This is a genomic window from Herbaspirillum frisingense, assembly GCF_047325095.1.
GTDB lineage: Bacteria > Pseudomonadota > Gammaproteobacteria > Burkholderiales > Burkholderiaceae_D > Herbaspirillum > Herbaspirillum frisingense.
The window spans coordinates 2,910,396-2,934,066 of sequence record NZ_CP168558.1; the positions used below are offsets into that span (position 1 = coordinate 2,910,396).

The 23,671-nt window shown below is 63.0% G+C and carries 20 protein-coding genes; 8 read left to right on the top strand and 12 right to left on the bottom strand.

Going from position 1 to position 23,671, the window contains the following annotated elements; translation table 11 throughout:
• Positions 1-41: 41 nt before the first annotated feature.
• From ACEOAC_RS13435 to ACEOAC_RS13460, 6 genes are all read right to left on the bottom strand, one after another.
• A complete protein-coding gene (locus ACEOAC_RS13435) occupies positions 42-2,681 on the bottom strand; it encodes an EAL domain-containing protein (protein WP_413444452.1) in 2,640 nt (879 codons plus the stop codon).
• 158 nt (positions 2,682-2,839) lie between these two features.
• Positions 2,840-4,021, bottom strand: coding sequence for an acyl-CoA dehydrogenase family protein (locus tag ACEOAC_RS13440; protein ID WP_413444449.1), 1,182 nt, complete (start codon positions 4,019-4,021; stop codon positions 2,840-2,842).
• A 159-nt stretch (positions 4,022-4,180) separates the two neighbouring features.
• Positions 4,181-6,742, bottom strand: coding sequence for a cation-translocating P-type ATPase (locus ACEOAC_RS13445; RefSeq protein ID WP_413444448.1), 2,562 nt, complete (start codon positions 6,740-6,742; stop codon positions 4,181-4,183).
• 278 nt (positions 6,743-7,020) lie between these two features.
• A complete protein-coding gene (locus ACEOAC_RS13450; protein WP_413444447.1) occupies positions 7,021-8,505 on the bottom strand; it encodes a bifunctional enoyl-CoA hydratase/phosphate acetyltransferase in 1,485 nt (494 codons plus the stop codon).
• A 1-nt stretch (position 8,506) separates the two neighbouring features.
• Entirely contained in the window at positions 8,507-10,207 is a 1,701-nt protein-coding gene (locus ACEOAC_RS13455; protein ID WP_413628391.1) for an alpha/beta fold hydrolase, read from the bottom strand.
• A gap of 47 nt (positions 10,208-10,254) precedes the next feature.
• Positions 10,255-10,584 carry a TraR/DksA family transcriptional regulator gene (locus tag ACEOAC_RS13460; protein WP_077235400.1) on the bottom strand — a complete coding sequence of 110 codons (330 nt, stop codon included), beginning with the start codon at positions 10,582-10,584 and terminating at the stop codon, positions 10,255-10,257.
• A 320-nt stretch (positions 10,585-10,904) separates the two neighbouring features.
• Here ACEOAC_RS13460 and ACEOAC_RS13465 point away from each other — a divergent pair, with 320 nt between their 5' ends.
• The 3 genes from ACEOAC_RS13465 to ACEOAC_RS13475 all read left to right on the top strand — a co-directional run bounded on the left by ACEOAC_RS13465 (position 10,905) and on the right by ACEOAC_RS13475 (position 12,788).
• Complete coding sequence (locus ACEOAC_RS13465; protein ID WP_413445257.1) at positions 10,905-11,360, top strand: hypothetical protein; 456 nt, start codon at positions 10,905-10,907, stop codon at positions 11,358-11,360.
• A gap of 27 nt (positions 11,361-11,387) precedes the next feature.
• Positions 11,388-12,038 (top strand): BON domain-containing protein, encoded by a 651-nt coding sequence (locus tag ACEOAC_RS13470; RefSeq protein WP_077235398.1) that lies wholly within the window; start codon positions 11,388-11,390, stop codon positions 12,036-12,038.
• A gap of 114 nt (positions 12,039-12,152) precedes the next feature.
• Positions 12,153-12,788, top strand: a complete 636-nt coding sequence (locus ACEOAC_RS13475; RefSeq protein WP_413628392.1) for a pyridoxamine 5'-phosphate oxidase family protein — start codon at positions 12,153-12,155, stop codon at positions 12,786-12,788.
• Between the two features lie 44 nt (positions 12,789-12,832).
• On the opposite strand, the gene ACEOAC_RS13480 is transcribed toward ACEOAC_RS13475, so the two are convergent.
• The 5 genes from ACEOAC_RS13480 to ACEOAC_RS13500 are packed head-to-tail and all read right to left on the bottom strand — an operon-like array spanning position 12,833 to position 18,689.
• Positions 12,833-14,539 carry an ABC transporter ATP-binding protein gene (locus ACEOAC_RS13480; protein WP_413445259.1) on the bottom strand — a complete coding sequence of 569 codons (1,707 nt, stop codon included), beginning with the start codon at positions 14,537-14,539 and terminating at the stop codon, positions 12,833-12,835.
• A 15-nt stretch (positions 14,540-14,554) separates the two neighbouring features.
• Complete coding sequence (locus tag ACEOAC_RS13485) at positions 14,555-15,103, bottom strand: carboxymuconolactone decarboxylase family protein (RefSeq protein ID WP_413445255.1); 549 nt, start codon at positions 15,101-15,103, stop codon at positions 14,555-14,557.
• 9 nt (positions 15,104-15,112) lie between these two features.
• On the bottom strand, positions 15,113-15,982 hold the full coding sequence (locus ACEOAC_RS13490) for an ABC transporter permease (RefSeq protein ID WP_039874461.1): 870 nt from the start codon (positions 15,980-15,982) through the stop codon (positions 15,113-15,115).
• Positions 15,983-15,992: 10 nt separating this feature from the next.
• Positions 15,993-17,039 (bottom strand): ABC transporter permease, encoded by a 1,047-nt coding sequence (locus ACEOAC_RS13495; RefSeq protein WP_413445024.1) that lies wholly within the window; start codon positions 17,037-17,039, stop codon positions 15,993-15,995.
• A 9-nt stretch (positions 17,040-17,048) separates the two neighbouring features.
• Positions 17,049-18,689, bottom strand: a complete 1,641-nt coding sequence (locus tag ACEOAC_RS13500; RefSeq protein ID WP_006462161.1) for an ABC transporter substrate-binding protein — start codon at positions 18,687-18,689, stop codon at positions 17,049-17,051.
• A 365-nt stretch (positions 18,690-19,054) separates the two neighbouring features.
• Between ACEOAC_RS13500 and ACEOAC_RS13505 the strand changes: the two genes are divergently transcribed.
• The 5 genes from ACEOAC_RS13505 to map all read left to right on the top strand — a co-directional run bounded on the left by ACEOAC_RS13505 (position 19,055) and on the right by map (position 22,809).
• A complete protein-coding gene (locus tag ACEOAC_RS13505) occupies positions 19,055-20,038 on the top strand; it encodes a DUF1852 domain-containing protein (RefSeq protein WP_413445023.1) in 984 nt (327 codons plus the stop codon).
• 40 nt (positions 20,039-20,078) lie between these two features.
• Positions 20,079-21,107, top strand: coding sequence for a methionine synthase (locus ACEOAC_RS13510; RefSeq protein ID WP_006462159.1), 1,029 nt, complete (start codon positions 20,079-20,081; stop codon positions 21,105-21,107).
• Between the two features lie 119 nt (positions 21,108-21,226).
• Positions 21,227-21,736 carry a flavin reductase family protein gene (locus ACEOAC_RS13515; protein ID WP_413445022.1) on the top strand — a complete coding sequence of 170 codons (510 nt, stop codon included), beginning with the start codon at positions 21,227-21,229 and terminating at the stop codon, positions 21,734-21,736.
• 93 nt (positions 21,737-21,829) lie between these two features.
• The gene (locus tag ACEOAC_RS13520; RefSeq protein WP_039874457.1) at positions 21,830-22,042 is read left to right on the top strand and encodes a ParD-like family protein; all 213 of its coding nucleotides are present in this window, start codon (positions 21,830-21,832) and stop codon (positions 22,040-22,042) included.
• Positions 22,039-22,809, top strand: a complete 771-nt coding sequence (gene map / locus ACEOAC_RS13525; RefSeq protein WP_413445021.1) for a type I methionyl aminopeptidase — start codon at positions 22,039-22,041, stop codon at positions 22,807-22,809. Before ACEOAC_RS13520 ends, map begins: the two co-directional genes overlap by 4 nt.
• A 316-nt stretch (positions 22,810-23,125) precedes the next feature.
• On the opposite strand, the gene ACEOAC_RS13530 is transcribed toward map, so the two are convergent.
• Complete coding sequence (locus ACEOAC_RS13530) at positions 23,126-23,542, bottom strand: VOC family protein (protein ID WP_413445020.1); 417 nt, start codon at positions 23,540-23,542, stop codon at positions 23,126-23,128.
• Positions 23,543-23,671 lie beyond the last annotated feature (129 nt).

Genomic DNA, 23,671 nt, shown 5'->3' on the forward strand with positions numbered 1-23,671 from the left:
GCCACTGCCGGCCGCCGGCCGTCATGGCCTATCCCGTGTGATCAATAGCTGCCGTCGAACTGCTCGGCCGGTACCGGCTTGCCGAACAGGTAGCCCTGGTAGCGGGTGCAACCCAGGGCGGCCAGGAATTGCTGCTGCTCGCGGGTCTCGACGCCTTCGGCAATGACTTCCAGACCGAGCGCATCGGCCAGGGCGATGATGCTCCTGGCGATGGCGACATCGCTGGGTGTGGCCAGCAATTCGCGGACGAAGGACTGATCGATCTTGAGCTGGTCCAGCGGTAGGCGCTTGAGCAGCGACAACGAGGAATAGCCGGTACCGAAATCGTCCAGCGCCAGCGTCAGCCCATGGCGCTTCAACTCCAGCATCTTGTCGATGGTGGCTTGCACGTCCTCCACCATGGCCGACTCCGTCAACTCCAGCTTGAGGTGGGCAGCCTGAGCGCCGGTCTCTTCGATGGTGCGCAGGATGTCCTGCACGAAATCCGGCTGACGCAGCTGGAGCGCGCTCACATTGACCGCGATGACCACCGGTGGCCGATTGCCGTTGTCGCTGCGGTTCCAGCGCACGGATTGGCGACAGGCCTGCTCGAACACCCAATGGCCCAGTGGCAGGATCAGGCCCGAGGCCTCCGCCACGGGAATGAAGAGGCCAGGCGAGACCGGGCCCCGGAAGGGATTGTGCCAGCGCGCCAGGGCTTCCACGCCGATCAGGCGACCGGCCTGGTCACGCTGCGGCTGGTAGTGCAGGCTGAACTCTCCGTTCTCGATGGCGCGGCGCAGGTCGTTCTCCAGGCCGGTGCGGAAATGCAGGGCCGATTCCATTTCCTGGTTGAACAGGCAGAAGGTATTGCGTCCCGCCTTCTTGGCCGCGTACATGGCCAGATCGCCCTGGCGCAGCAGGTCCTGTACGCTGGCATGCGGGTCCTGCATCAATGCCACGCCGACCGAGCAGGTCGCGAAATGTCCGACGCCATGGAAGTCGAAGCGCGCTTGCATGGCATCGATGATGCGCTGGGCGAACTGGCTGGCCAGCAACTGGGCCTGTTGTGCCGGCAGTCCATCCAGCAGCACCACGAATTCGTCTCCGCCCAGACGCGCCACCATGCCGGTACGGCCGACCAGGTTCTGCAGACGCTGCGCCACCTGCTGCAAAAGCTGGTCGCCAACGGTGTGGCCCATGGCGTCATTGAGGTCCTTGAAGTTGTCGACGTCGACGAAGAACAATGCTCCCACGCCTTGACCGCTCTCAGCCCTATGGCCACGGTGGCTGGCGGGCTGGATCTTCTCCAGCAGCAGGCGGCGGTTGGGCAGGCCGGTGAGCGGGTCGTAGAAAGCCAGTTGACGGGTTTCCTCCTGCAGGCGCTTCTGGCTGCTGATGTCCAGCAGCGTCCCGACATAGTGACTCACACCACCGGCGGGGTCATTCACCGCGGTCAGCGTGAGCACGGCATGGAATTCGTCGCCACCGCGACGCTGTACGCAGAGCTCGCCCTGCCATTTCCCCTGGCTCTGGATCAGGGCCCACAGGCTGGTCCGGAAATCCCGGTCTTCCTGCTCCTGACGGCAGGGCGGCATCCCCTGGGCATCCAGGTCAAGGTCGCCCTGTCGATAACCGGTCAACTCGGTGAAGGCGGCGTTGACATCGAGCACGCTACGATCGGCACCCATGACCCAGATCGCCTCCGAAGAATGGAAGGCCGCCGCAGCGATACGCAATGAGGCTTCGCTTTGCCTGAGCCTGGCGGTGCGGCGGGCGACTTCCCGGCGCAGGTAGGCGGCGATCAGCAAGGCACAGACCAGCAGCGCCAGAGCGCCGCCCAGCAACCACCAGACGTAGGTCGGCAGCGAGGTCGCGCCACGGCCCCATTTGCGCAGGATATCGAAGTAGATGGACTGCGGATCGGCCTGCCACTGTGACAGGGCGCGGTCGATGGCCGCCAGGGTCTCCGGGGGCTGTTGCCTGCTGCTGACGAAATACAGCTTGACCGGCTGGAACACGATGCTGGTGTCGGCCAGGCGATAGCGGTCGGCCAGCATGTCGCCCGCTTGCTGGCTGGCGATGATGCCATCGATCTGGCCGGCGGCTGCCATGCGAAAGCCTTCTTCCACGTTCTTCAATGGCACCAGGGTCAGCTTGATCCCGGAGTTATCCATCAGGGCGCGAAAATAGCTGGCCTGCACCGAGCTGTCGAGCAGGCCGATCTTCTTGCCCTTGAGATCGAACACCGAATCGATCACCACGGACTGGTTGCGATACAGGATGGACCAGCTGTAGAGCGCCGGCACGGCGGAGTATTGCAGCACTTTTTCACGCTGCTCGGTCCAGGCCACATCAGGGAGGATATCGATCTTCCCTTCTTCGGCCCATTGCAGGCAGGTCTGCCATTCGCAGGGCACGAAACGCAGTTGCCAGTCCTCGCGGCTGGCGATCTGGCGCAGCAGGTCGATGTGCAGGCCGGAGGCGGTCCCGGCACTGTCGAAGAAGATCTTGGGCGGATTCTGGTAGACGCCAACCGACAGCACCTTGGCCTGGCCCTCGGAAAGGGTCAGCAGGCAGCACAACAGGAGCAGGAGGCGCCATGGACGCCCCCCCTTGCTCCACCCCTTGCGCTGCACGCCCGCGGCCACACCCTGGCCCGGCTGCCTTGCCTCTGTCGCAGGCGGATTGCTGGCCGACATGTTTGCCACAGCGATGTGTTCCTTATTTGGTTTTTTGTCTACTTTATAGAACATCAAACCAAATTGGAACGTTTACCGCCATTGCCAGTTACGTCGGTTTGTTGGCATCAGCCGGGGCAAGGGGAAAACGCGGGGGCGTAGCGTACGCCCCCGCGCTCTTAGAAGAATCCCTGGGTTGGCAGGCGGACCTGGTTCGCGCTCAGGTTGCCCAGTGCAAAGGCCTTGTGCGAGGTCGGGTTGTGGGTGGAGATGGTGCGGATGTTGCGCCAGTGACGATCCAGATTGGCCGAGGTGAGGGTGGCCGAGGCTCCGGCGATGTCGAACAGGGCCGTGGCGGCGTGATGGGCGATGCGATCCACCACCACCTTGGCGCGTGCGGCGGCAGCGGCGGCATCCTGCAGGCGGTCATCGGCATCGGCCGCATTGCTCTTCAGGGCGGCATAGGCGCGGTCGGCCTCGCTGGCGGCGGCCAGCACGATGGCGCGGGTGGCAAAGGCATCGGCATCGCGTTCGCCCAGGGCGCTCAGCAGGATAGGGTCATCGGCCGCCGCCGGTGTGGGGGCGTAGTAGTAATTGCGCTTGCGTTTGGACAGCAGCGCGCTGGCGTCGCGTGCCACTGCGCTGACCACGCCGGCTATGACCGCCGTGAGGAATAGTTGCGCAATGGTCGAGCCCAGCACCGCCTGGCGCGCTGGTACCTGATCCGGCAGCAGCACTTCGTGCGGGGCCACCAGGACATTCTCGAAGTTGGTGGTGCCGCTGCCGGTCAGGCGCTGGCCCATGCCGTACCAGTCATCCACGGTCTGCACGCCTTCGCGCTGGCGGGGCAGCAGGACCACCGCGCGGCGGCCGTCTTCCACTGACACCGTCACATGCAGCCAGTCGGCAAAGAGCGAACCGGTCGAATAGAACTTCTGGCCGTTGAGCATATAGTGCTCACCCTGGCGGACCAGACGCGTAGACAGCACACCGGTGCCGCCGATCTGTGCCTGTCCCAGTTCGGTATGGGAGGCGCCGATCAGGTCGCCGGCACGCACGCGCTCGCGCAGTGCAGCCACGCCCGGATGTTGCAGCGGTGCGTTGAGCACGCGTTCCAGAGCCACATGGTGATTGCGCCAGATGTGGGCGATATTGGGATCGGCCGCACCCAGTTCGATGGCGGTCTCCAGGGTCTGCACGAAGGTGGCGCCACCGCCACCGTAATCGGCGTCGAGCCGATTTGCCCCGAAGCCGGTGGCCTTGATTTCTTCGATCAGGGCAAAGGGTTGTTCACGCTGTGCATCGCGCTGGGCGGCGCCGTCGGCAATGCGCTGCAGGAGGTCGGGGGGAAGTGTGCTCATGAGGTCGATGGTGTCCGGGAGAATGGATGCCGCAGGCCGGATGGCCGGGATGAGCACATCATAGAGCCCCGGGCAGGCAAGCCAAACTGCGCATTTCGCATTAGCTTGCTTGGGCCAGTCATATGCGGCCGATGCGGCCGATGTGGCGGACACCAGCGCTCAGTTTTCGCTTACGGTGGGTGGAGAACGTCTGACCCGGGCGATCATGAACTTGGCGCATTCGTAAGCAGGGAAGGCAAATGCTCCCCAGGCGAATGCCATGACCAGTTCCGGCCACGGCAAAGGCGAAAAATGGAAGGCATCGGCCACTGTCGGCACGTACAAGGTCACCAACAACATGGTCACGGCAATCGCCGAAATCAGCAATGCCGCACCATTGCTCGGATAGAGCGCTTGCAGGAAGTGGCGTCCAGGGGCCTGCGCCGAAAACATCAGACTGAGATTGAGCACGACCAGCACGATGAACCCGGCAGCACGGGCCTGGCCTGGCGCGAGTCGTTCCAGAAACCAGGCATAGCCGCAGACCGCGAACCCCAGGGCCAGACCGCCCTGCATCACCGCCAGCAGGAGGGTGCGCGCTTCCAGCAGCGGCGCGTTGCCATTGCGCCCCGGCGCACCGCGCTCGCTGCCGTCCGTTGCCGCATTCTCAAAGGCCAGCGTACAGGCAGGGTCGACGATCAGCTCCAGGAAAGCAATCTGCATCGGATAGAGGATCAAGGGCCAGCCGCAGATGACAGGCAGCAATGCCATGCCGGCGATAGGCACATGCATGGACAGGACGTAGGTCATCGCACTGCGCATTCTGGAAAAGATCCGCCGCCCCGTCAGGATGCCCTCCACGATGGAGGAAAAGTTGTCGTCCAGCAGGATCAGCGAGCCGGCTTCCCTGGCGACATCGGTACCGCGCCCTCCCATGGCGATACCGACATGCGCGGCCTTGAGCGCAGGCGCATCGTTGACGCCGTCGCCGGTCATGGCGACGATCTGGCCGTCGGCCTTCAGTGCCGCCACGATGCGCAACTTCTGCTGGAGCGTGATGCGCGCGAAGACGCTGGTGGTGCGCAGCCGGCGGGTGAATTCGTGCTCATCCAAGGCCTGCACCTCATCGCCCAGCAATATCCGGTCGGCACTGATGCCGGCCTCCCTCGCGATGGTCTGCGCCGTGCCGGGATGATCGCCGGTGATCATGATGACCCTGATCCCGGCCCGATGACAGGCCTGGATCGCAGCCGGCACGGCCTCTCGCAGTGGATCGGCCAGCGCCAGCAGGCCCAGGTAACGCAGTGCGAAGCCGGTCTGCGAGGCCGGTAGCGGACCGCTCCAGTTGCAGCTGGCCACGGCGATCACGCGCAAGCCATGGCTGGCCAGGTGCAGGACATCGTGCTGCATCTGTTGCACCTCTGCCGGCGCCAACCCACACAAGGATGCAATCGCCTCCGGCGCCCCCTTGGTCGCTACCAGCAAGGGGGTGTCTGCATCACCTTTCCAGACCAGCGTCATCGCCCGCAACTCGGGACTGAGCGGGTATTCCTGCATCAGCTGCGTGACCGCTGGCGGTGCGAAGCGTTTGGCGCTTTCCCCGGCCAGCTGATGAAAGGCCTTCTCCATGGGGTCGGTGGGACGCTGGCTGCTCGCCAGGGCTGCGGTTTCCAGCAGCGTGCGCCACTGCGGCGAGGTGATGCCGACGTCGCTCTCATCGAAGTAGAGATGGTGCCCGGCGCTCATCGCCTGTACGACACGCATCCGGTTCTCTGTCAGCGTTCCGGTCGTGTCGGTGCACAGGACCGTGATCGAACCCAGGGCCTCGACCGCCGACAGGCGTCGCGTCAGCACATTGGCCCGCGCCATGCGCCATGCCCCGATGGCAGGAAAGACCGTGAGGATGATGGGAAGCTCTTCCGGCAGCAGCGACATCGACAAGGCGATTCCCATCAACAGGGCCTCGGTCCAGCGGCCATGGGCATAGCCTTCGAGAACCACGAGAAGGGCGCTCAGCGCCAGGCCGGCTACGGCAAACACCTTGACTGCACGAGCCACGTGCCGCTGCATCGGGCTCGGTTCCTCGACCAGCTCATGCAGCAGACTGCTGATCTTTCCCAGTTCACTGCGGGCGCCTGTAGCGCTCACCCGGGCGATACCACTGCCTCGTACGACCAATGTGCCTGATCGCACCAGCATCGCGCTGTCGGTTTGCGCAGGGGAGGGCTGATGCAATTCGAGTGTCATTGGTGGGCTGCGCTTTTCCACCGGGCAAGCCTCTCCGGTCAGCAATGATTCATCGATCTGCAGATTGGTGGCCTCAAGAACGTCCGCGTCTGCCGGCACCCGGGCGCCTTCCTCCAGAAGGATCAGGTCGCCCCGCACCAGATCCTGGCTGGGCAGGCGCACCGTCCGCCCCGCGCGGATTACCCGTGCGGTCGGGCTGTTGAGCACGCGCAGGGCGGACAGCGCATGCTCGGTCTTTCCCTCCTGATAGAGCGTCAGCCCCACGGTGAGCGCAACCATGAACAATAACAACAAGCCTTCGCGCAGATCGCCCAGGGCCAGATAGATGGCAGCGGCCGACAGCAGGAGCACGAACATCGGCTCCTTCAGAACATTGATCAGAGCCCGTCCCATCCGGCGCCGTTCGGATGTCAACACGTTCGGCCCGTCCTCGGCAAGTATGCGCGCCACTTCGGAAGGTAACAGGCCTTGGTAATCATCCTTCGACTCTCGCATCCGAACCTCCCTCGATGTGCATAGCGATATTGCTTCGGCCGATTTATCTGATCTGCATCAGTTCTTCGTCGCGCATGTCGCCCATCATGGACGGCAGCTAGTTCGGCTCGGGCGCGGCTCCTACCCTGGGCCACCGACGTCAGGACAGACAATGCGAATATTGACTATTTCACTATTGGCGAGCATGGCACTCTTGATCATCTATGTCGTTTTCTACTTCGTCGTTCAGTACGTCGTTCAGGACTGAACGTCAAGGCAGGGGAAACTTGCCTCTCCCATCAGGGCGGGATGGCCCGGTAGTGCTGCGCCACCAGGCGCGCCACGGCACAGGAGGCCAGCCGTGTTTCGCGTGAATCGGCGCGGCTGGTCAGCACCAGCGGCAGGCGTGCGCCAAGCACCAGACCGGCGCTGACGGCGCCACCCAGATATTCCAGTTGCTTGGCGAGCAAATTGCCGCTTTCCAGGTCGGGGACCACCAGGATGTCCGCCTGTCCCGCCACATCCGAGACGATGCCCTTGACCCGTGCCGATACCGGCGAGACCGCATTGTCGAAGGCCAGCGGGCCATCCAGTACGCCGCCGGTGATCTGCCCGCGATCAGCCATCTTGCATAGCGCGGCGGCGTCCAGCGTGGCCGGCATCCTCGGATTGACCGTCTCCACCGCCGCCAGGATGGCCACCCTGGGCAGCTTGACGCCAATGGCCTGGGCCAGGTCGATGGCGTTGCGGATGATGTCGGCCTTTTCTTCCAGGGTCGGTTCGATGTTCACGGCTGCATCGGTGATGATGAAGGGGCGCGGATAGGAGGGCGTCTGCATCAGGTAGCAATGGCTCATGCGGCGCTTGGTGCGCAGCGCCGGGCTGGCCACCACGGCGCTCATGAATTCGTCGGTATGCAGGCTGCCTTTCATCAGCATCTCCACCTGTCCCTGGCTGGCCAGCTCGACCGCACGTGCCGCCGCCGCGTGGCTATGGGGAACGTCCTCGATGGGGAATGCGGAGATATCCAGCTTCTGCTGCCCCGCCAGGGCCAGCAGCTTGGCCCGGGGCGCCACCAGTACCGGCAGGATGATGCCGGCGGCTTGGGCGTCCAGTACCGCCGACAGGCTGGCCGCATCGCAGGGGTGGACGATGGCGACCTTGACCGGCCCCAGCTGGCGCGTATGGTCGAGCAACTGTTGCAGCTCGCCATCGCCCATCTTCATGCTGACTTCCGGCAAGGTGGTCCGGCGTCGCACGATGGATTCGGTGGGTGCGATGACGTCGGCCTCGCCTTCGATCACGATGACGTTGTCCTGATTGACGCAGGCGCATTTGAGCGTCAGCCGGTGCCGGGCCTCGTCACGTGCGACCACGGTGACGCTGGTCTGCAGCGTATCGCCGATGCGTACCGGATGCAGGAACCGCAGGGTCTGGCCGAGATAGATCGTGCCTGGCCCCGGCAGCCGGGTCCCCAGTACCGCCGAGATCAATGCGCCGCCGAACATGCCATGCGCGATCAGCCCGTGGAACCGGCTTTCCTTGGCGAAGGCGGCATCCAGGTGCTGGGGATTGGCGTCACCGGAGATGACGGCGAAGAGCTGGATGTCGGCCGAGGTGAGCGTGCGGGTGATGGTGGCAGTGTCACCGATGGCAATTTCCGCGAAGACCCGGTTGCGGATCAGGCCGAGCAGGTCGTCGCTGGCGTGCTTGTCCTGCGGGCTGGCCGTGGTAGTGGTGTTAGCGGTGTCGGCTGCGTTGCCGGTGGGTGAACGATGCAGCATTCTATTTCTCCATGATGTAGGCTCCGGGCGCATCGTCCATCCGCCCGGCTTTTGCACCGCCCAGACGGGGCGGGGTGGTGGGCTCGCCCGAATGCTGCGCCAGCCAGGTTTGCCAGGCGGGCCACCAGGAGCCTTCGGAGACGGGAGTCTCTGCGGCCCATTGATCGGGCGGGCAGTAGGCGCCACCGGCCGGCCGGGTGCGCATCTGGAACTGGCTGCGCGGATGCCCCGGCGGGCTGACGATGCCGGCATTGTGGCCGCCGCTGACCAAGACGAAGGTGATTTCCGCAGGGCACAGATAATGCAGCTTGAAGACCGAGTGCCAGGGCGCGACGTGGTCGCGGACCGTTCCCACCAGGAATACCGGGGTATTGATGTCACTGAGCGCGACCGGCTTGCCCTCCACGGGATAGCGGCCTTCACTCAGATCGTCATCCAGGAACAGCCGGCGCAGGTATTGCGAATGCATGCGAGCCGGCATGCGGGTGGCGTCCGCATTCCATTCCATCAGGTCGCTGTTGCGGGCCGGTGTACCCATCAGGTATTGGCCAATCACGCGTGACCAGAGCAGGTCGTAGGAGCGCAGCATCTGGAAGGCGGCCGCCATCTGTGTCTGGCTGAGCGTGCCGGCCTCCTGCATCTGGGCCTCCAGCAGGCTGATCTGGCTTTCGTCGATGAACAGGCCCAGTTCGCCCGGCTCGCTGAAGTCGGTCTGGGCCGCCAGCAAGGTCAGCGATGCCAGGGGCGGGTCGCCGTCGCGCGCCATCGCGGCCGCTGCAATGGCCAGCAGGCTGCCACCCAGGCAATAACCGGCGCCATGTACTTTCCGACCGGGGACGATGCGGTTGACCGTGTCGAGGGCGGCATGCAGGCCGGCGTTCAGGTAGTCGTCCATGCCCAGGTCGCGGTCTTCGGGACCGGGGTTCTTCCAGGAGACGCAGAATACCGTGTGACCGCGCTCGACCAGATAGCGGATCAGCGAGTTCGCCGGTGACAGGTCGAGGATGTAGTACTTCATGATCCAGGCCGGAATGATCAGCAGCGGCCCCGGATACACCGCCTTGCCGGCCGGGGCGTACTGGATCAATTCCATGATGTCGTTGCGCAGGACCACCTTGCCGGGCGTGATCGCCACATCCTTGCCGGGCAGGAAGCAGCGATCGGTACTGGTGGGCTGTTCCAGCAGCAGACCGACCATGTCGTTCATGCAGTTCTGCAGACCGGTCAGGAGATTGTTGCCGCCTTGTTCCACGCTCACACGCAGCACTTCCGGATTGGTCAACAGATAGTTGCCGGGCGAGAACATGTCCAGTAGCTGGCGCGCAGCGAAATTGACCAGATCGGCATGATGTTTTTCGACACCCCAGACGTCCCGCGTGGCAGCATTCCACCATTGTTCGGTCAGCAGGAAGCCCTGGTGCCACAGGTTGTAGGGCCAGCGCTGCCAGTCCGGCGCGGCAAAGCGCCGGTCCGCGACCGGCAGGTCGGCAGCCTGGGCGTGGGCACTGCCCATGTAATGCAGCAGGCGGTTGGCCTGCTGCAGGGCCAGGCACATCAACTCAAGGCGTTTGCCGGGGGAAACCGCCAGGTGCGCGGCCCAGTCGATGGCGGCCAGCAATCCCGACGCCAGCGACAGCGAGCCGCTGGAACGGGCCAGAGCCGCATGCACCTGCGCGTCCAGGCGCTCGGTCGGCGTAGGCATGACAGCCGTCTTCGGAGGCAGTGGCCGGGCTTGTGCGTGCGTGTTCATCAGGCGGCCCTGGGGTGGCTACGTTCATGCAGTTGCTGGCAGGCCAGACAACGCTTGGCGGTGGGATAGGCCAGCAGACGCTCGACCGCGATATCGGCCCCGCAATCTACGCACAGTCCATAGCTGCCCTCCTGCATGCGCGATCGCGCCTGGCTGATGTCCTGCAATTCATGCAACTCCTGGTCCGACATCACCTGCGCGGTGGTCGCCCGCTCCAGACCTTCGTCGTCGGTGAGGTCCGCTGCCTGCATGCGCTGGCGCAGTGAATGTTCGGCGTCGTCCAGCAGGCTGCCAAGCCGGACCCATTGGGTGGGGGAAATCTGTCGCATGACTCACTCCATGAACTGCACCCGATGCCAATTGACCCGGATTGCATGGCGCAACTGTGCGCCAGGGCCTGGCCCGGCCTACTGATGTAAGTCAAGGCCACCCAGCGAGGCCTTGTCGGGTCAGCACGAGAACTTGACTTGCATCAGTTTTGCACCCGATGGCTGGCGCAGAATCTTCATATAAGGATCAGACTTGCTGAACATTATGGATGCCTGTGCCGGCTGATCCAGCCCAGGCCACGGCAAGCGACGCTGGAAAGGCAGGCAATGACCTCTGGCGTTTTCGATCAGGCATTGCCAGATTCTGGAAAGGAAATCCCATGCGCCTCCCCAACATGGACAACTACGCCGACTTCTGGCTGGGCTACGCCAGCCACCAGATCGATGCCAGCGTCGGACTCGGCGCGACCACCCTCGCAAGCATGAGCAAGCTCTACGACCTGGATAGCAGTTTCCTGCGCCGCGAAAGCGGCAATGCAATCCTGCTGGCCAAGCAATGCGTGGAAGCAAGAACCCCGGTGGAAGCGGCCTCGATGATGGCTGAACGCTGGCGCAGTGAGATGCAGGAAAGCGCCGTCTTTGCCGGACAGCTGGTCGAGTGGCTGGCCGAACTCACTGCCAGGCTGAATCACGCCATGCAACAGCGGATGACGGGCTTGAACGGCCAATATGCCACCTATCTGGACAATGCCACCTCCGGCACCAACAGTGCAGCCGCTGACGACAAGCCAACGCTCAAGGCCACGAACAAGGTCGCCGGGAGCAAGGCCGGCTGAAGAGCAACTTCTCAAGGGAGCAGGGCGATGAAGAGCGACCATCAATTGCGGCAGGAAGTCATGGACGAACTGGCCTGGGATAGTGCCTTCGACGACAACCGCATCGGCGTGGAGGTGGTTAGCGGGATCGTAACGCTGACCGGGCATCTCGACAGCTACGCCCAAAAGTATGCGGCCGAACGTGCCGCCTTGCGCGTGGGTGGCGTCAAGGGGCTGGCCGTGGAGATCGACGTACACCTGCCCGGCGCCAGCCAGAGGACGGACAGCGAGATTGCCGCTGCAGCCCGCCACGCCATCGAATGGAATGCGCTGTTGCCGAAGGAAGGCATCCAGATCAAGGTCGAGCACGGCTGGATCACCCTGTCGGGCCAGGTCCGTTTCGACCACCAGCGTGAAGCGGCCGAACAGGCGCTCCGCAATCTCTTCGGCCTGATCGGCATCAGCAACCTGATCACGGTGCAGGCCAGCGCCGCACCGCGTGACATCAGGAACAGCATCGAAACAGCCTTGCAACGGCGGGCGCACATCCAGACCACGGCCCTCTATGTGGGCGTGAACGACAAGGTCGTCACCCTTACCGGCATGGTCGGCTCGCTTGCCGAACGACAGGAAGCTTGCCGGGCAGCGCAACATACGCCCGGCGTGGAGCGGGTGATCGACAACATCGTCGTGGTGTAGGCCTGCTGCTATCACTTTCTCACTATGACGAAGGGCATCTCCGGTGGCATCAGCGCAATCGTATCGTCCAGCGCGCCAGGCTTGACGGCCTGGCCGCTATACTGGCGGCTGACTATGACCACGAGGGAGATCGCAGTGAAGCACGACATCATCAGCCTGGATCAGTTGGAGGCACTCTACGGCCAACCCGGCGAACGGGCGCTGGTCAAGGAAATCGATCATCTCAACGAGGACTATCAGGCTTTCGTGCGTGCTTCGCCTTTCGTCGTGCTGGCCTCGGTCGGACCAGAGGGACTGGACTGTTCACCCAAGGGTGACCCTGCCGGATTCGTGCAGATCATCGATTCGCGTACGCTGATCGTGCCGGATCGCCCCGGCAACAACCGGCTCGACAATCTGCGCAACATCATCGTCGATCCCCGCGTCTCCTTGCTGTTCATCATCCCGGGCGTGGGCGAGACTCTGCGCGTCAATGGTCGCGCCACGATCTCGGCCGATCCGGCCTTGCTGGCCCGCTTCGAGATGCGTGGCAAGCTGCCTCGCAGCGTGATCCTGGTAAAGATCGAGCGTGCCTACTTCCATTGTTCCAAGGCCATCGTACGCTCGGAACTCTGGTCGGCCTCGGCCCAGGTGGCGCGCAGCAGCCTGCCTTCTCCTGGCGCCATGCATCACCGTCTGAGCGGCGGCGTGGTCGATGGAACGGTTTATGACCGCGAACTTCCACAACGTACCGAGGCCGGTCTCTACTGAGCCGAGTCGGCAGGACGGCCAGCCTCGGCAAGCTGGCGTGCGGCTCAGGCGATGAGCCGCTCCGGCTGTGCCGCGACGCTACGCCCATAGGCATTGCCTGGTGCCGCCGCCAGCAGGGTACGGGTATAGGGATGTTGCGGTGCCTGCCAGATGGAACGATGATCGCCTTCCTCGACGATGCGCCCGCCCTGCATGACCAGTACGCGGTCGGCGATGTAGCGCACCACCGACAGATCGTGCGAGATGAACAGGTAGGCCAGGCCGAACTCCTGCTTCAGATCGACCAGCAGGTTCAGGATCTGTGCCTGCACCGAGACGTCCAGCGCCGAGACCGGTTCGTCGCAGATCACCAGCGCAGGCTTGAGTACCAGCGCCCGGGCGATCCCGATACGCTGGCGCTGGCCGCCCGAAAACTGGTGGGCGTAGCGGCCCAGGGCGGCCTGCGGCAGGCCGACCAGATCGATGATCTGGCTGACGCGCCGCTGGCGCTCGTTGCGGTCCCGGACTTCATGGATCTGCAAGGCCGTGTCCAGAATGTCGCGCACGCTGTGGCGCGGATTGAGTGAGGCATACGGGTCCTGGAACACCATCTGTACCCGCCTGCGCAAGGGGCGCAGGGCCTTGCGGTCCAGCCGGGCGATGTCCTGGCCGTCCAGCAGGATGCGGCCGCTGCGGCTGTCTTCCAGGCGGATGATGCTGCGCGAGAGGGTGGACTTGCCACACCCCGATTCGCCCACCAGGCCCACGGTCTCGCCAGCGGCGATGTCCAGGCTGACGCCGCGCACCGCGTGCACGCTGCCCTTGGGCGTCAGGTAATCCACATGCAGGTCCTGTACCGACAGCAGGGGCGCAGCGCCGGCAGCCAGCGGCTGGATGACTTGCCTCAGTGCGGTATCTGTCAGGCTGAAACGCCATTGGCCGTCTGCATCGATGTCATTGCGGATTTCGGGGAGACGCTGCCGGCGGTAGTGCAGTTCCTGCTCCAGTCGCAAGGACGCCCCCAGCAAGCCCCGCGTATAGGCATGACGGGGCGCGGCAAAGAGTTGCGCGGTCGTGGCTTCTTCCACCTTTTCGCCGGCGAACATGACGGCCACGCGGTCGGCCCATTGCTCCACCACGCCCAGGTCATGGGTGATGAGCAGTACGGCCATGCCCAGCTCGCGCCGCAGCTGGCCCAGCAGTTCCAGGATCTGCGCCTGCACCGTCACATCCAGCGCGGTGGTCGGCTCGTCGGCAATCAGCAGGCGCGGACGGTTGGCGATGGCCATGGCGATCATGACGCGCTGGCGCTGGCCACCGGAGAGCTGGTGCGGGTAATCATCGATGCGCCTGGCGGGATCGGGGATGCGGACCTGGGCCAGCAATTCCAGTGCTCGCGCCCGCGCAGCCGCGCCGTCCAGCGGCTGGTGCAGGCGGATCGCCTCCACCAGTTGCTGGCCGATGGAGAGCACCGGATTGAGCGAGGTCATCGGCTCCTGGAAGATCATGGCGATGCCCTGGCCGCGCAGGGCGACCAGTTCGGGTTCCGGCAGACGCAGCAGGTCACGCTCTTCGAACAGTACCTGGCCGCTGACCTTGGCCGAGCCATCCAGCAGGCGCAATATCGACAGGGCCGTGGTGGACTTGCCGCAGCCGGACTCGCCGACCAGGGCCACCGTTTCGCCAGCGGCAATCGACAGGTCCAGCCCACGCACGGCCTGGTGCGCGCCGAAGGCAACCTTCAGATCGCGCAGTTCCAGCAGGGAAGACATCATGGTTTCCTTGGTTCAGGCAGCCAGTACGGCGCTCTGGTATTGCGGTTCCAGTTGCACGTCCAGAGCTTCGTTGAAGCGCGCAAAGAAGGCGCACAGCGCTGCACGCAGCGTCAGCTCGACGATCTGGGATTCATCGAAATGTTCGCGCAGGCGCGCCACCAGCGAATCACCCACGCGCTGTCGGGTGACGGCCAGGGCATAGTCGCGCACCAGCAGTTCCACCGGGCCCAGGCCGGGGACGTCGGGCTCCAGGATGCGGTCCACCGTCTCGGCGCTGACCTGTTCGGCCTGCAGCTTGGGGGCATGGTGCGAGACGCAGTAGGTACATTCGTTGGCCCGCGATGCGGTCACCAGCACGATTTCCAGGTGCAGGCGCGAGAGATTGCCCTCGGCGGCGAAACCCAGCAGCAAGCCATAGAGATGTTCGATGGAGGCCGGCTTGTGCGCCATCACGCCCAGCATGTTGCCGAAGGCGCCGTATTCGTTCTCGACTTTTTCGAAGATGCGGCGGGCTTCGCCGGCCGGCAGTTGGTGAGAGAGAAGGGTAGAGACACGTGCCATGGAAAAGTCCTATTTGCGTTCGCGCGGATCGAGCACATCGGCCAGTCCGTCGCCCAAGAGATTGAGGGCCAGCACCGTAAAGACGATGGCCAGGCCCGGGATGGTGGTGATGTACCAGTCGGTGCGCAGCACTTCGCGGCCGGCGCCGACCATGTTGCCCCAGCTGGCGGCATTGGGGTCGCCCAGGCCGAGGAAGGCCAGGCTGGATTCGGTGAGGATGGCGCTGGCCACCATCAGCGAGGCCGATACCAGGATCGGGGTGGCGGCATTGGGCAGGATGTCGCGCAACAGGATGCGGGCATCGCTGGCACCCAGGGCGATGCTGGCGCGTACCATCTCGCCGTGCCGCAGTTTCAGGGCCTCGGCCCGTACCAGCCGCGCCAGGCTGGGCCAGGCGGTCACGCCGATGGCCAGGGCGATGGTCCACACGGTAGGCTGGATCACCGCCACGATGGCCAGTGAGAACAGGAAAGAAGGAATGGTCTGGAAGAACTCGGTCACCCGCATCAATGCCGCATCCAGCCAGCCGCCGTAGTAGCCGGCCAGCAGGCCGCCGCTCACGCCCAGCAGCAACGCGATGGCGGTGGAGACGGCGGCGATCAGCAGCGACACCCGCGCGCCATGGAAGATGCCGGCCAGCAGGTCACGCCCCAGCATGTCGCTGCCCAGCGGATAGGCGAGGTCCACGCCGGGTCGCAGGAAGGGTTCGGCCACCATGTCCAGCGGATCGCCGGGGAACAGCCAGCCGGCCGAGGCCGCCATGAACAGCACCAGCAGCAACAGCAGGCTGCCAGCCAGCGCCGAGGGCGAGCGCCGCAGGCGCGCAAGAACGCCGCGCGCGGCAGAGGGATAAGGATGGGGGAGGGTGAGGGTGCTCATGTCGGTCTTTTCATTGCAGGCGGATGCGTGGATCCAGCCGCACATAGAGGGCATCGACGATCCAGTTGACCAGCACCACCACGGTCGAACTGCACAGCAGGATGCCCAGCAACAGGTTGAAGTCGCGCTGGAACAGCGCTTCGAAGGCCAGTCGGCCAAGGCCGGGCCAGGAGAACACGGTCTCCACCAGCACCGCGCCGCCGACGATGGCGCTGGCCTGCACGCCCAGCATGGTCACCAGCGGCAGTAGCGCATTGCGTAGCACATGCACCACCAGCACCCGATGCGCGGGCGCGCCCTTGGCCACGGCGGTGCGCACGAAATCCTGGCGTCGCACCTCGATCATGGTGGCGCGCATGAGACGTGTATAGACCGCCATGTAGAACAGGCCCAGCGTCAGCGCCGGCAGCACCAGGTGGCGTGCCACGTCCAGGACGTGGGCCAAACCGGTATAGCCGGCTTCGACCGTGATCATGCCGCCCACCGGCAGCCAGTCCAGCCAGACCGAGAAGACCACCACCAGCATCAGGCCGATCCAGAACAGCGGCGTGGCGAAGAACACCAGCGCCAGCAAGGACACCAGCAGGTCGACCAGCTTGCCGGCGCGGTAGGCCGCCAGGCTACCCAGCACCACCCCGCCCACCACGGCCAGCAGGATGCTGGCGCCCATCAACAGCAAGGTGGCCGGTACGCGCTCGCCAATCAATTGCGCCACCGGCATGCCGTGACGGAAGGAATAACCGAGGTCGAACTGCAGCAGATGCAGCAGGTATTTGCCGAACTGCACCAGCAATGGCTGGTCCAGCCCGAACTGGGCGCGCAGTGTCGCCAGGTATTCGGGAGTGGCAGCACCGGCTTCCCCCGCCAGTACCTGGGCGGCATCACCCGGCGCCAGGCGCAGCAGGAAGAAATTGATCACCGCCACGCCCAGCACCACGGCCAGCAATTGCAACAGGCGGCGCACGGTGGCCTGCCATAGCCTGCCCCCGCGTGACAGGGGCGGCTTGGTGTGCTGGGAAGGCTCGGAGGAGGCCGTGGTCTCCAGGCTCAGGCTCATTCGCGGTCCTTAGCGTTGTGGCGCGGCGGGATTGGCTGCCACTTTGGCGCCGCTGTCGAACCACGCGTTCTTCAGCGATCCATAGACCTGATCGACGCCGGCCACGGCATCCTTGAGGCTGGAGGATTGCACCGTGAAGAAGTGCATTTCCAGCAGCGGCAACGAAGGCAGGTCGGTCTGCACCTGCTGCTGCAGCTTCTTGAACAGGGCGATGCGTTCGCTCTGGCTGGCCGAACCCTGGGCCTGCGAGATCAGCTTGTCGGCCTCGGCGCTGCGGTAGCCGGAACCATTGCTCCAGGGGATGTTCTTGCCGACCGAATCGCTCCAGTAGGCGCGGGTGACACCGACCAGCGGATCGGCAAAGCCGGCGAACCAGACCACCGACAGGTCGTAGTCACGGTCGCCATAGACACGCTTGGTGTAGGTCGGTGTGTCCTGCGCCCGCACGTTGACTTCGATGCCCACGCGCTTCAGGGAATTGCGGATGAATTCGCCGCTGCGCTTGAAGTCGTCGCCGTAGGGCAGGTAATCCAGGTTGATTTTCAGGCGGGTGCCGTCGGCGCCGCGCTTGAGGCCGGCTTCATCCAGCAGGGCTTCGGCCTTCTTGGGGTCGAAGCCGTATTGCGGCACGTCGCTGGTGTGGAATTGCTTGAGGGTGGAGACCACCGGGCTGTCGGCCGGCTTGCCGAAGCCGTACCACACCACCTTGTTGAAGGCATTGCGGTCGATCGCGTAGGCCAGGGCCTGGCGCACGCGCAGGTCCTTGAAGTAGGGGCGGTCGAGGTTGATATCCACGAACAGCCAGGGCGAGAGCCATTCATAGCCGCGGGTCTCCAGCTTCAGGCTGGGCAGCTTGGCCAGACGCTCGGCATCCTTGAGCGGCACCGGGGAGAACGGGGCGTACTGGGCTTCACCCTTTTCCAGCGCGGCAGCGCGGGCACCGGCATCAGGCACGACCTTGAAGACGATCTTGTCCAGGTAGGGCTTGCCCTTGTCCCAGTATTCCGGATTTCGTTCCAGGGTGATGTAGTTGCCACGGCTCCATTCCTTGAAGACGAAGGGGCCGGTGCCGATGGGCTTGTTGTTGTAGGGGTTGTTGAGGATGTCGGTCCCCTCGTACAAGTGCTTGGGCAGGACCTGGGCGCCGTTGCTGTTGAGCGAACTGAGCACGGCCAGCGAAGGCTCGCTGAAGTGGATCACCACGGTGTAGTCGTCCGGCGTATCGGTGGAGGTGACCTTGCCGTAGAGGATCTGGTTGCGCGGATGGATCTTCCTCCAGACGTTTTCCAGGGTCCATTTCACGTCGGCCGAGGTGAAGGGCTTGCCGTCGTGCCACTTGACGCCACGGCGCAGGTAGAAGGTCAGGGTCTTGCCGTCCTTGGAAAACTCCCAGCGCTCGGCCAGGGCCGGTTTCAACTTGAAATCGTTGTCGTATTCGACCAGGCCATCGAAGACGTTGGCACTGAAGAAGCCGGTCGGTGCGGCTGTGTTCAGGGCCGAGGTCAGGATCACCGGTTCGGGCTGGATGATGGTGGTGAGAGTCCCGCCCGGTGTGGGGGCGGCGGCCGTCGCAGGAGCGGTCGCAGCAGCGCCGGCGATGAGCAATGTGGCTGCGCCCAGCAGGGAGCGCAGGAGTCTGGTGTGTAGCATGGTTTCCCCTGTTGTCGGTGTGGTGTTGCGGTCGGGCCGGGCTTCTTTCTGTACGCCCTGCGCCGGTTCGCGCCGGCTCTTGAAGCTGCGCGGCCGCATGGTGAGAGGGTGAAGAAGTGCTGGTTCAGCAACGTTGCGCTATTAGACCAAAGCGCTGTGCTGGCCTGAACGAAGCATTCCGCATGTGCTTCCTTGGAAACCGCATGCCTATCATGCTGCGGGTCTGCTGCAGTGACGGCCCTTGTGTTGGTATATGAGCCGATCTAATGGAACAATGAGATTATTTCACTTTTTTTCATGGATGACTGCGCTTAAGATTCGCTTCGAACATCGTCATCACCAGGACGGCCAGAGGCTGAATCACCATGACCAAAGAATTTACGTTTGCCATCAAGAGCATCCGCTTCGACGAGGACTATCGTCCTTCCGAGAACACGCGCATCACCACCAACTTCGCCAATCTCGCCCGGGGTGAAAGTCGCCAGGAGAACCTGCGCAACACCTTCCGCATGATCGACAACCGCTTCAATGCCCTGGCGCATTGGGATAATCCGGCAGGCGAGCGCTATCACGTGGAGCTGGAGATCATCTCGGTCGAGATGAAGATTGCCGGCGAACGCAGCGGCCCGGCACTTCCCTTGATCGAGATATTGCAGACGACAGTCATCGATCAGCAGACTGGCGAACGCACTGCCGGCATCGTGGGTAACAACTTCTCATCCTATGTACGCGATTACGATTTCAGCGTGGTCCTGCTGGAGCGCAACCGCAACCAGCCTGTCTTCAGCGCGCCCGAGGATTTTGGCGACCTGCATGGACGGCTGTTCAAGTCCTTCGTCGAGTCTGACGTGTACCGGGCGCATTTCGGCAAGCCGCCGGTCATCTGCCTGAGTGTCTCCAGCAGCCGGACCTACCGGCGCACCGAGAACCGGCACCCGGTATTGGGCGTGGAATACCTGCAGGACGAGTATTCGCTGACCGATGAATACTTCGGCAAGATGGGCATGCAGGTACGCTACTTCATGCCGCCCGACAGCGCCGCACCGCTGGCGTTCTATTTCTCCGGTGATCTGCTGGGCGACTACACCAACCTGGAACTGATCAGCACCATCAGCACGATGGAGACCTTCCAGAAGATCTACCGGCCCGAGATCTACAACGCCAATTCGGTTGCCGGCAAGTCCTATCGGCCCAGCCTGAAGCACCAGGATTATTCCCTGACCCGCATCGTCTACGACCGCGAAGAACGCAGCCGGCTGGCGGTGGAGCAGGGCAGGTTTGCCGAAGAACACTTCATCAAGCCTTACCAGGCGGTACTGGCGCAGTGGTCCAACCATTACGCCCATTGATTAGCCGCACGGATTCATACAACAGAACAGGTCATCCAACGTGAAAAAACTCTTACCCACCTCCACCGCCGGCAGCCTGCCGAAACCTTCCTGGCTCGCCGAACCCGAGAAGCTCTGGTCGCCCTGGAAACTGCAAGGCGAAGAACTGCGTGACGGCAAGCGCGATGCCTTGCGCCTGTCCCTGCAGGAACAGGTCCATGCCGGCATCGATATCGTCAGTGATGGCGAACAGACGCGCCAGCATTTCGTGACGACCTTTATCGAACATCTGGACGGGGTCGATTTCGAGAAGCGCGAGACCGTGCGCATCCGCGACCGCTACGATGCCAGCGTGCCCACCGTCGTCGGCGCCGTCTCGCGCCAGAAACCGGTCTTCGTGGAAGACGCCAGATTCCTGCGCCAGCAGACCGGGCAAACCATCAAATGGGCGCTGCCCGGCCCCATGACCATGATCGACACGCTCTATGACGCCCACTACAAGAGCCGCGAAAAACTGGCCTGGGAATTCGCCAAGATCCTCAATCAGGAAGCCCGGGAGCTGGAAGCGGCCGGCGTAGACATCATCCAGTTCGATGAGCCGGCCTTCAATGTCTTCTTCGACGAAGTCAACGACTGGGGCGTGGCCACGCTGGAACGTGCCATCGAAGGCCTGAAATGCGAAACCGCCGTCCATATCTGCTACGGCTACGGTATCAAGGCCAACACCGACTGGAAGAAGACCCTGGGTTCCGAGTGGCGGCAATACGAGGAAGCATTCCCGAAGCTGCAACAGTCCGGAATCGATATCGTCTCGCTGGAGTGCCACAATTCGCGCGTTCCCATGGACCTGATTGAACTCATCCGTGGCAAGAAGGTAATGGTCGGCGCCATCGATGTGGCCAGCAATACCATCGAAACCCCGGAGGAGGTCGCCGACACCCTGCGCAAGGCGCTGCAGTTCGTCGATGCCGACAAGCTCTATCCTTGCACCAACTGCGGCATGGCACCCCTGGCGCGCGACGTCGCCCGAGGCAAGCTCAATGCACTTGCTGCCGGTGCGGAGATCATCCGCCAGGAACTGGCCAGGTAGACGTAGGCATACCTGCTTGGACGGGCGCCGCCAGCGGTGCGTGGTCGCCGTCCAGGCTGATGCTGAGTTTTCATATCCATTTGGGTAGTTGCGATCCCAAGCCGCATTCCTGTTCCATCATGTCATTGACCAGCACAAGCATTGAACCATCGCGTTTTCGCGACGCGCTCGGGCATTACGCCTCCGGCATCACGGTGATCACCTCGCTGGTGGACGCCACGCCGATTGGCTTCACTTGCCAGTCCTTCTACAGCGTGTCGGTGAATCCGCCACTGGTGTCCTTCAGCGTCATGTCCAGTTCGGCCAGCTATCCGGCGATCAGGCGGGCAGGGCGCTTTGCGGTCAATATCCTGGCCGCCGATCAAGCGCAAATTTCCAGCCAGTTCGCCCGCCGTGGCCAAGACAAGTGGCAGGGGGTGGATTGGCAGGCGTCGCCCCTGGGCAACCCCATCATTGCCGGCAGTCTGCACTGGCTGGATTGTCGGATTCATGCTGAACATATCGCTGGCGATCATCTCATCGTCATCGGCGAGGTGCTTGCCATGGACCAGCAAAAGCCGGCAAGCGCACAGCCATTGCTGTATTTTCGCGGGCAGTATCGGGACCTCGCAGAAGCCGTGGACGCCTGAACACCTGCGCCGGGATGGACTGACCGGGTGGTTGACCTGTTTTTTGATATGAATATATACTTCGTATATGAATCATATATATACAGGTCAATCATGGGTATTGTGAACATCGACGACGACTTGCACGACCAGATCCGCAAGGCCACGGCCGTATCCTGCCGCTCCATCAATGCGCAGGCGGCGTTCTGGATCAAGATCGGCGTTCTGGCCGAGACCAATCCAACGCTTTCCTTCAACGAGATCATCGCCCGCGAATTGCAGGAGGCCGGGGTAGTCACGCCCAGTGTCAGAGTGACGGCGACATGAAGAAGCGCCCCGAAGAAATCTCCCTGATGGCCGAATCAGGCAGGCTGCTGGCCAGCGTATTCAGCGGGCTGGATCAGATGGAGCTTGCCGGCATGTCTACCATGCAGGTCAACGACTGGGTTGACCGCTTTATCGTCGAGGAGCTGCACGCGCGGCCGGCCAGCAAAGGCCAGTATGGCTATGCGTTCGCCCTCAATTCATCGCGCAACAACGTGATCTGTCATGGTGTGCCGTCGGGAACGGAGATCCTCAGGGACGGCGACATCGTCAACTTCGACATTACGCTGGAGAAGAACGGCTATATCGCCGACTCCAGCAAGACCTACCTGGTCGGAGCGGTCACGCCGGAAGCCCGGCATCTGGTGCAGATTACCTACGAAGCCATGTGGAAAGGCATCCATGCCGTGCGACCAGGCGCCCAGCTTGGCGATATTGGCTATGCCATTCAACGTCACGCGCAACGTCACGGGTTTTCGGTGGTCCGCGAGTTCTGCGGCCATGGCATCGGCCGGGAAATGCACGAGCCGCCGGAGGTATTGCATTGGGGACGACCGAAGACGGGGATGGTCCTGCAGGAAGGAATGGTATTTACCATCGAGCCAATGCTGAATCAGGGGCACCATGCCTGCCGCACGGAAGACGACGGCTGGACCGTGGTGACGGCCGACGGCAAGTTGTCGGCGCAGTTTGAACATACTGTGGCAGTGACCAGGAAAGGCGTGCAGGTGTTGACGTTGCGGCCTGAAGAAGGCTTCATTTCAGCTTGAGCCGGAATATCTAAAACTTCGCATAATTTGTATTATGTAAAATAATATATTTGAACGCACGACAATTACCGAATGTAGCATTGCCACACAACGCTTGTTGCTTTCGACCTCCCCGACAAACTGCGCCGCTCCACACAGGAACCTAAACCAGTTATAGGCATAAACAGGTGGTCAATGACACTGCGTGCGCTGCTGTACATTCAGATCAGAAAGTCCCATCAACTCTTTCTCCATATGGCCGAGCCGAAGGCCTGTCAGTGGCGGAACGGCGGAAAACGGCATGGCGCTGAATGACGAAGGCAATGGGGCTTCCTGCTTATTTGGCGTAGACCTGTTCCAGTTGCTGGAAACCTTTTACCTCGATGGGGTTACCAAAGGGGTCGAGGAAGAACATAGTGGCCTGCTCTCCCGGTTCGCCGGCAAAGCGGATCTGTGGTTCGAGCACGAATTGCACTGCCCCGCTGGCGTGCAGACTATCGGCCAGCTGCTGCCAATCCCGCATCTGCAGGATCACGCCCAGATGCGGCATGGGCACCATGTGCTTACCAACCTTGCCAGTGTTGGTCACGGAAAACGGCTCGCCTAGGTGGAGCGAAAGCTGATGGCCAAAGAAGTCAAGATCGATCCAGGTAGTGGTACTGCGGCCTTCTTCGCAGCCCAGCAGGCCGCAATAGAACTGGCGTGCCTGGTCGAGATCGTGTACGTGATACGCGAGATGAAAAATCGATTTCATGATGTTGATCCGGTTATGAAAAATAAATGACAAAAAAGATCAAAGGAAATAAGAAATTCCAGCGCCAACTAACGTGGTCGCCGTATTTGGAAATTCGTATCGGGAAAAGCGGCTAGGTAGAACGAGGGC

Bases quoted from the DNA above. Each gene is read 5' to 3' on its own strand.
- ACEOAC_RS13530 (WP_413445020.1), bottom strand. From the start codon at position 23,542: ATGAAATCGATTTTTCATCTCGCGTATCACGTACACGATCTCGACCAG.
- ACEOAC_RS13450 (WP_413444447.1), bottom strand. From the start codon at position 8,505: ATGCTGCATCGTTCACCCACCGGCAACGCAGCCGACACCGCTAACACC.
- ACEOAC_RS13495 (WP_413445024.1), bottom strand. From the start codon at position 17,039: ATGAGCCTGAGCCTGGAGACCACGGCCTCCTCCGAGCCTTCCCAGCAC.
- ACEOAC_RS13435 (WP_413444452.1), bottom strand. From the start codon at position 2,681: ATGTCGGCCAGCAATCCGCCTGCGACAGAGGCAAGGCAGCCGGGCCAG.
- ACEOAC_RS13475 (WP_413628392.1), top strand. From the start codon at position 12,153: ATGACCACGAGGGAGATCGCAGTGAAGCACGACATCATCAGCCTGGAT.
- ACEOAC_RS13500 (WP_006462161.1), bottom strand. From the start codon at position 18,689: ATGCTACACACCAGACTCCTGCGCTCCCTGCTGGGCGCAGCCACATTG.
- ACEOAC_RS13440 (WP_413444449.1), bottom strand. From the start codon at position 4,021: ATGAGCACACTTCCCCCCGACCTCCTGCAGCGCATTGCCGACGGCGCC.
- ACEOAC_RS13465 (WP_413445257.1), top strand. From the start codon at position 10,905: ATGCGCCTCCCCAACATGGACAACTACGCCGACTTCTGGCTGGGCTAC.
- ACEOAC_RS13480 (WP_413445259.1), bottom strand. From the start codon at position 14,539: ATGTCTTCCCTGCTGGAACTGCGCGATCTGAAGGTTGCCTTCGGCGCG.
- ACEOAC_RS13485 (WP_413445255.1), bottom strand. From the start codon at position 15,103: ATGGCACGTGTCTCTACCCTTCTCTCTCACCAACTGCCGGCCGGCGAA.
- ACEOAC_RS13515 (WP_413445022.1), top strand. From the start codon at position 21,227: ATGTCATTGACCAGCACAAGCATTGAACCATCGCGTTTTCGCGACGCG.
- ACEOAC_RS13470 (WP_077235398.1), top strand. From the start codon at position 11,388: ATGAAGAGCGACCATCAATTGCGGCAGGAAGTCATGGACGAACTGGCC.
- ACEOAC_RS13520 (WP_039874457.1), top strand. From the start codon at position 21,830: ATGGGTATTGTGAACATCGACGACGACTTGCACGACCAGATCCGCAAG.
- ACEOAC_RS13505 (WP_413445023.1), top strand. From the start codon at position 19,055: ATGACCAAAGAATTTACGTTTGCCATCAAGAGCATCCGCTTCGACGAG.
- ACEOAC_RS13460 (WP_077235400.1), bottom strand. From the start codon at position 10,584: ATGCGACAGATTTCCCCCACCCAATGGGTCCGGCTTGGCAGCCTGCTG.
- ACEOAC_RS13445 (WP_413444448.1), bottom strand. From the start codon at position 6,742: ATGCGAGAGTCGAAGGATGATTACCAAGGCCTGTTACCTTCCGAAGTG.
- ACEOAC_RS13490 (WP_039874461.1), bottom strand. From the start codon at position 15,982: ATGAGCACCCTCACCCTCCCCCATCCTTATCCCTCTGCCGCGCGCGGC.
- ACEOAC_RS13455 (WP_413628391.1), bottom strand. From the start codon at position 10,207: ATGCCTACGCCGACCGAGCGCCTGGACGCGCAGGTGCATGCGGCTCTG.
- map (WP_413445021.1), top strand. From the start codon at position 22,039: ATGAAGAAGCGCCCCGAAGAAATCTCCCTGATGGCCGAATCAGGCAGG.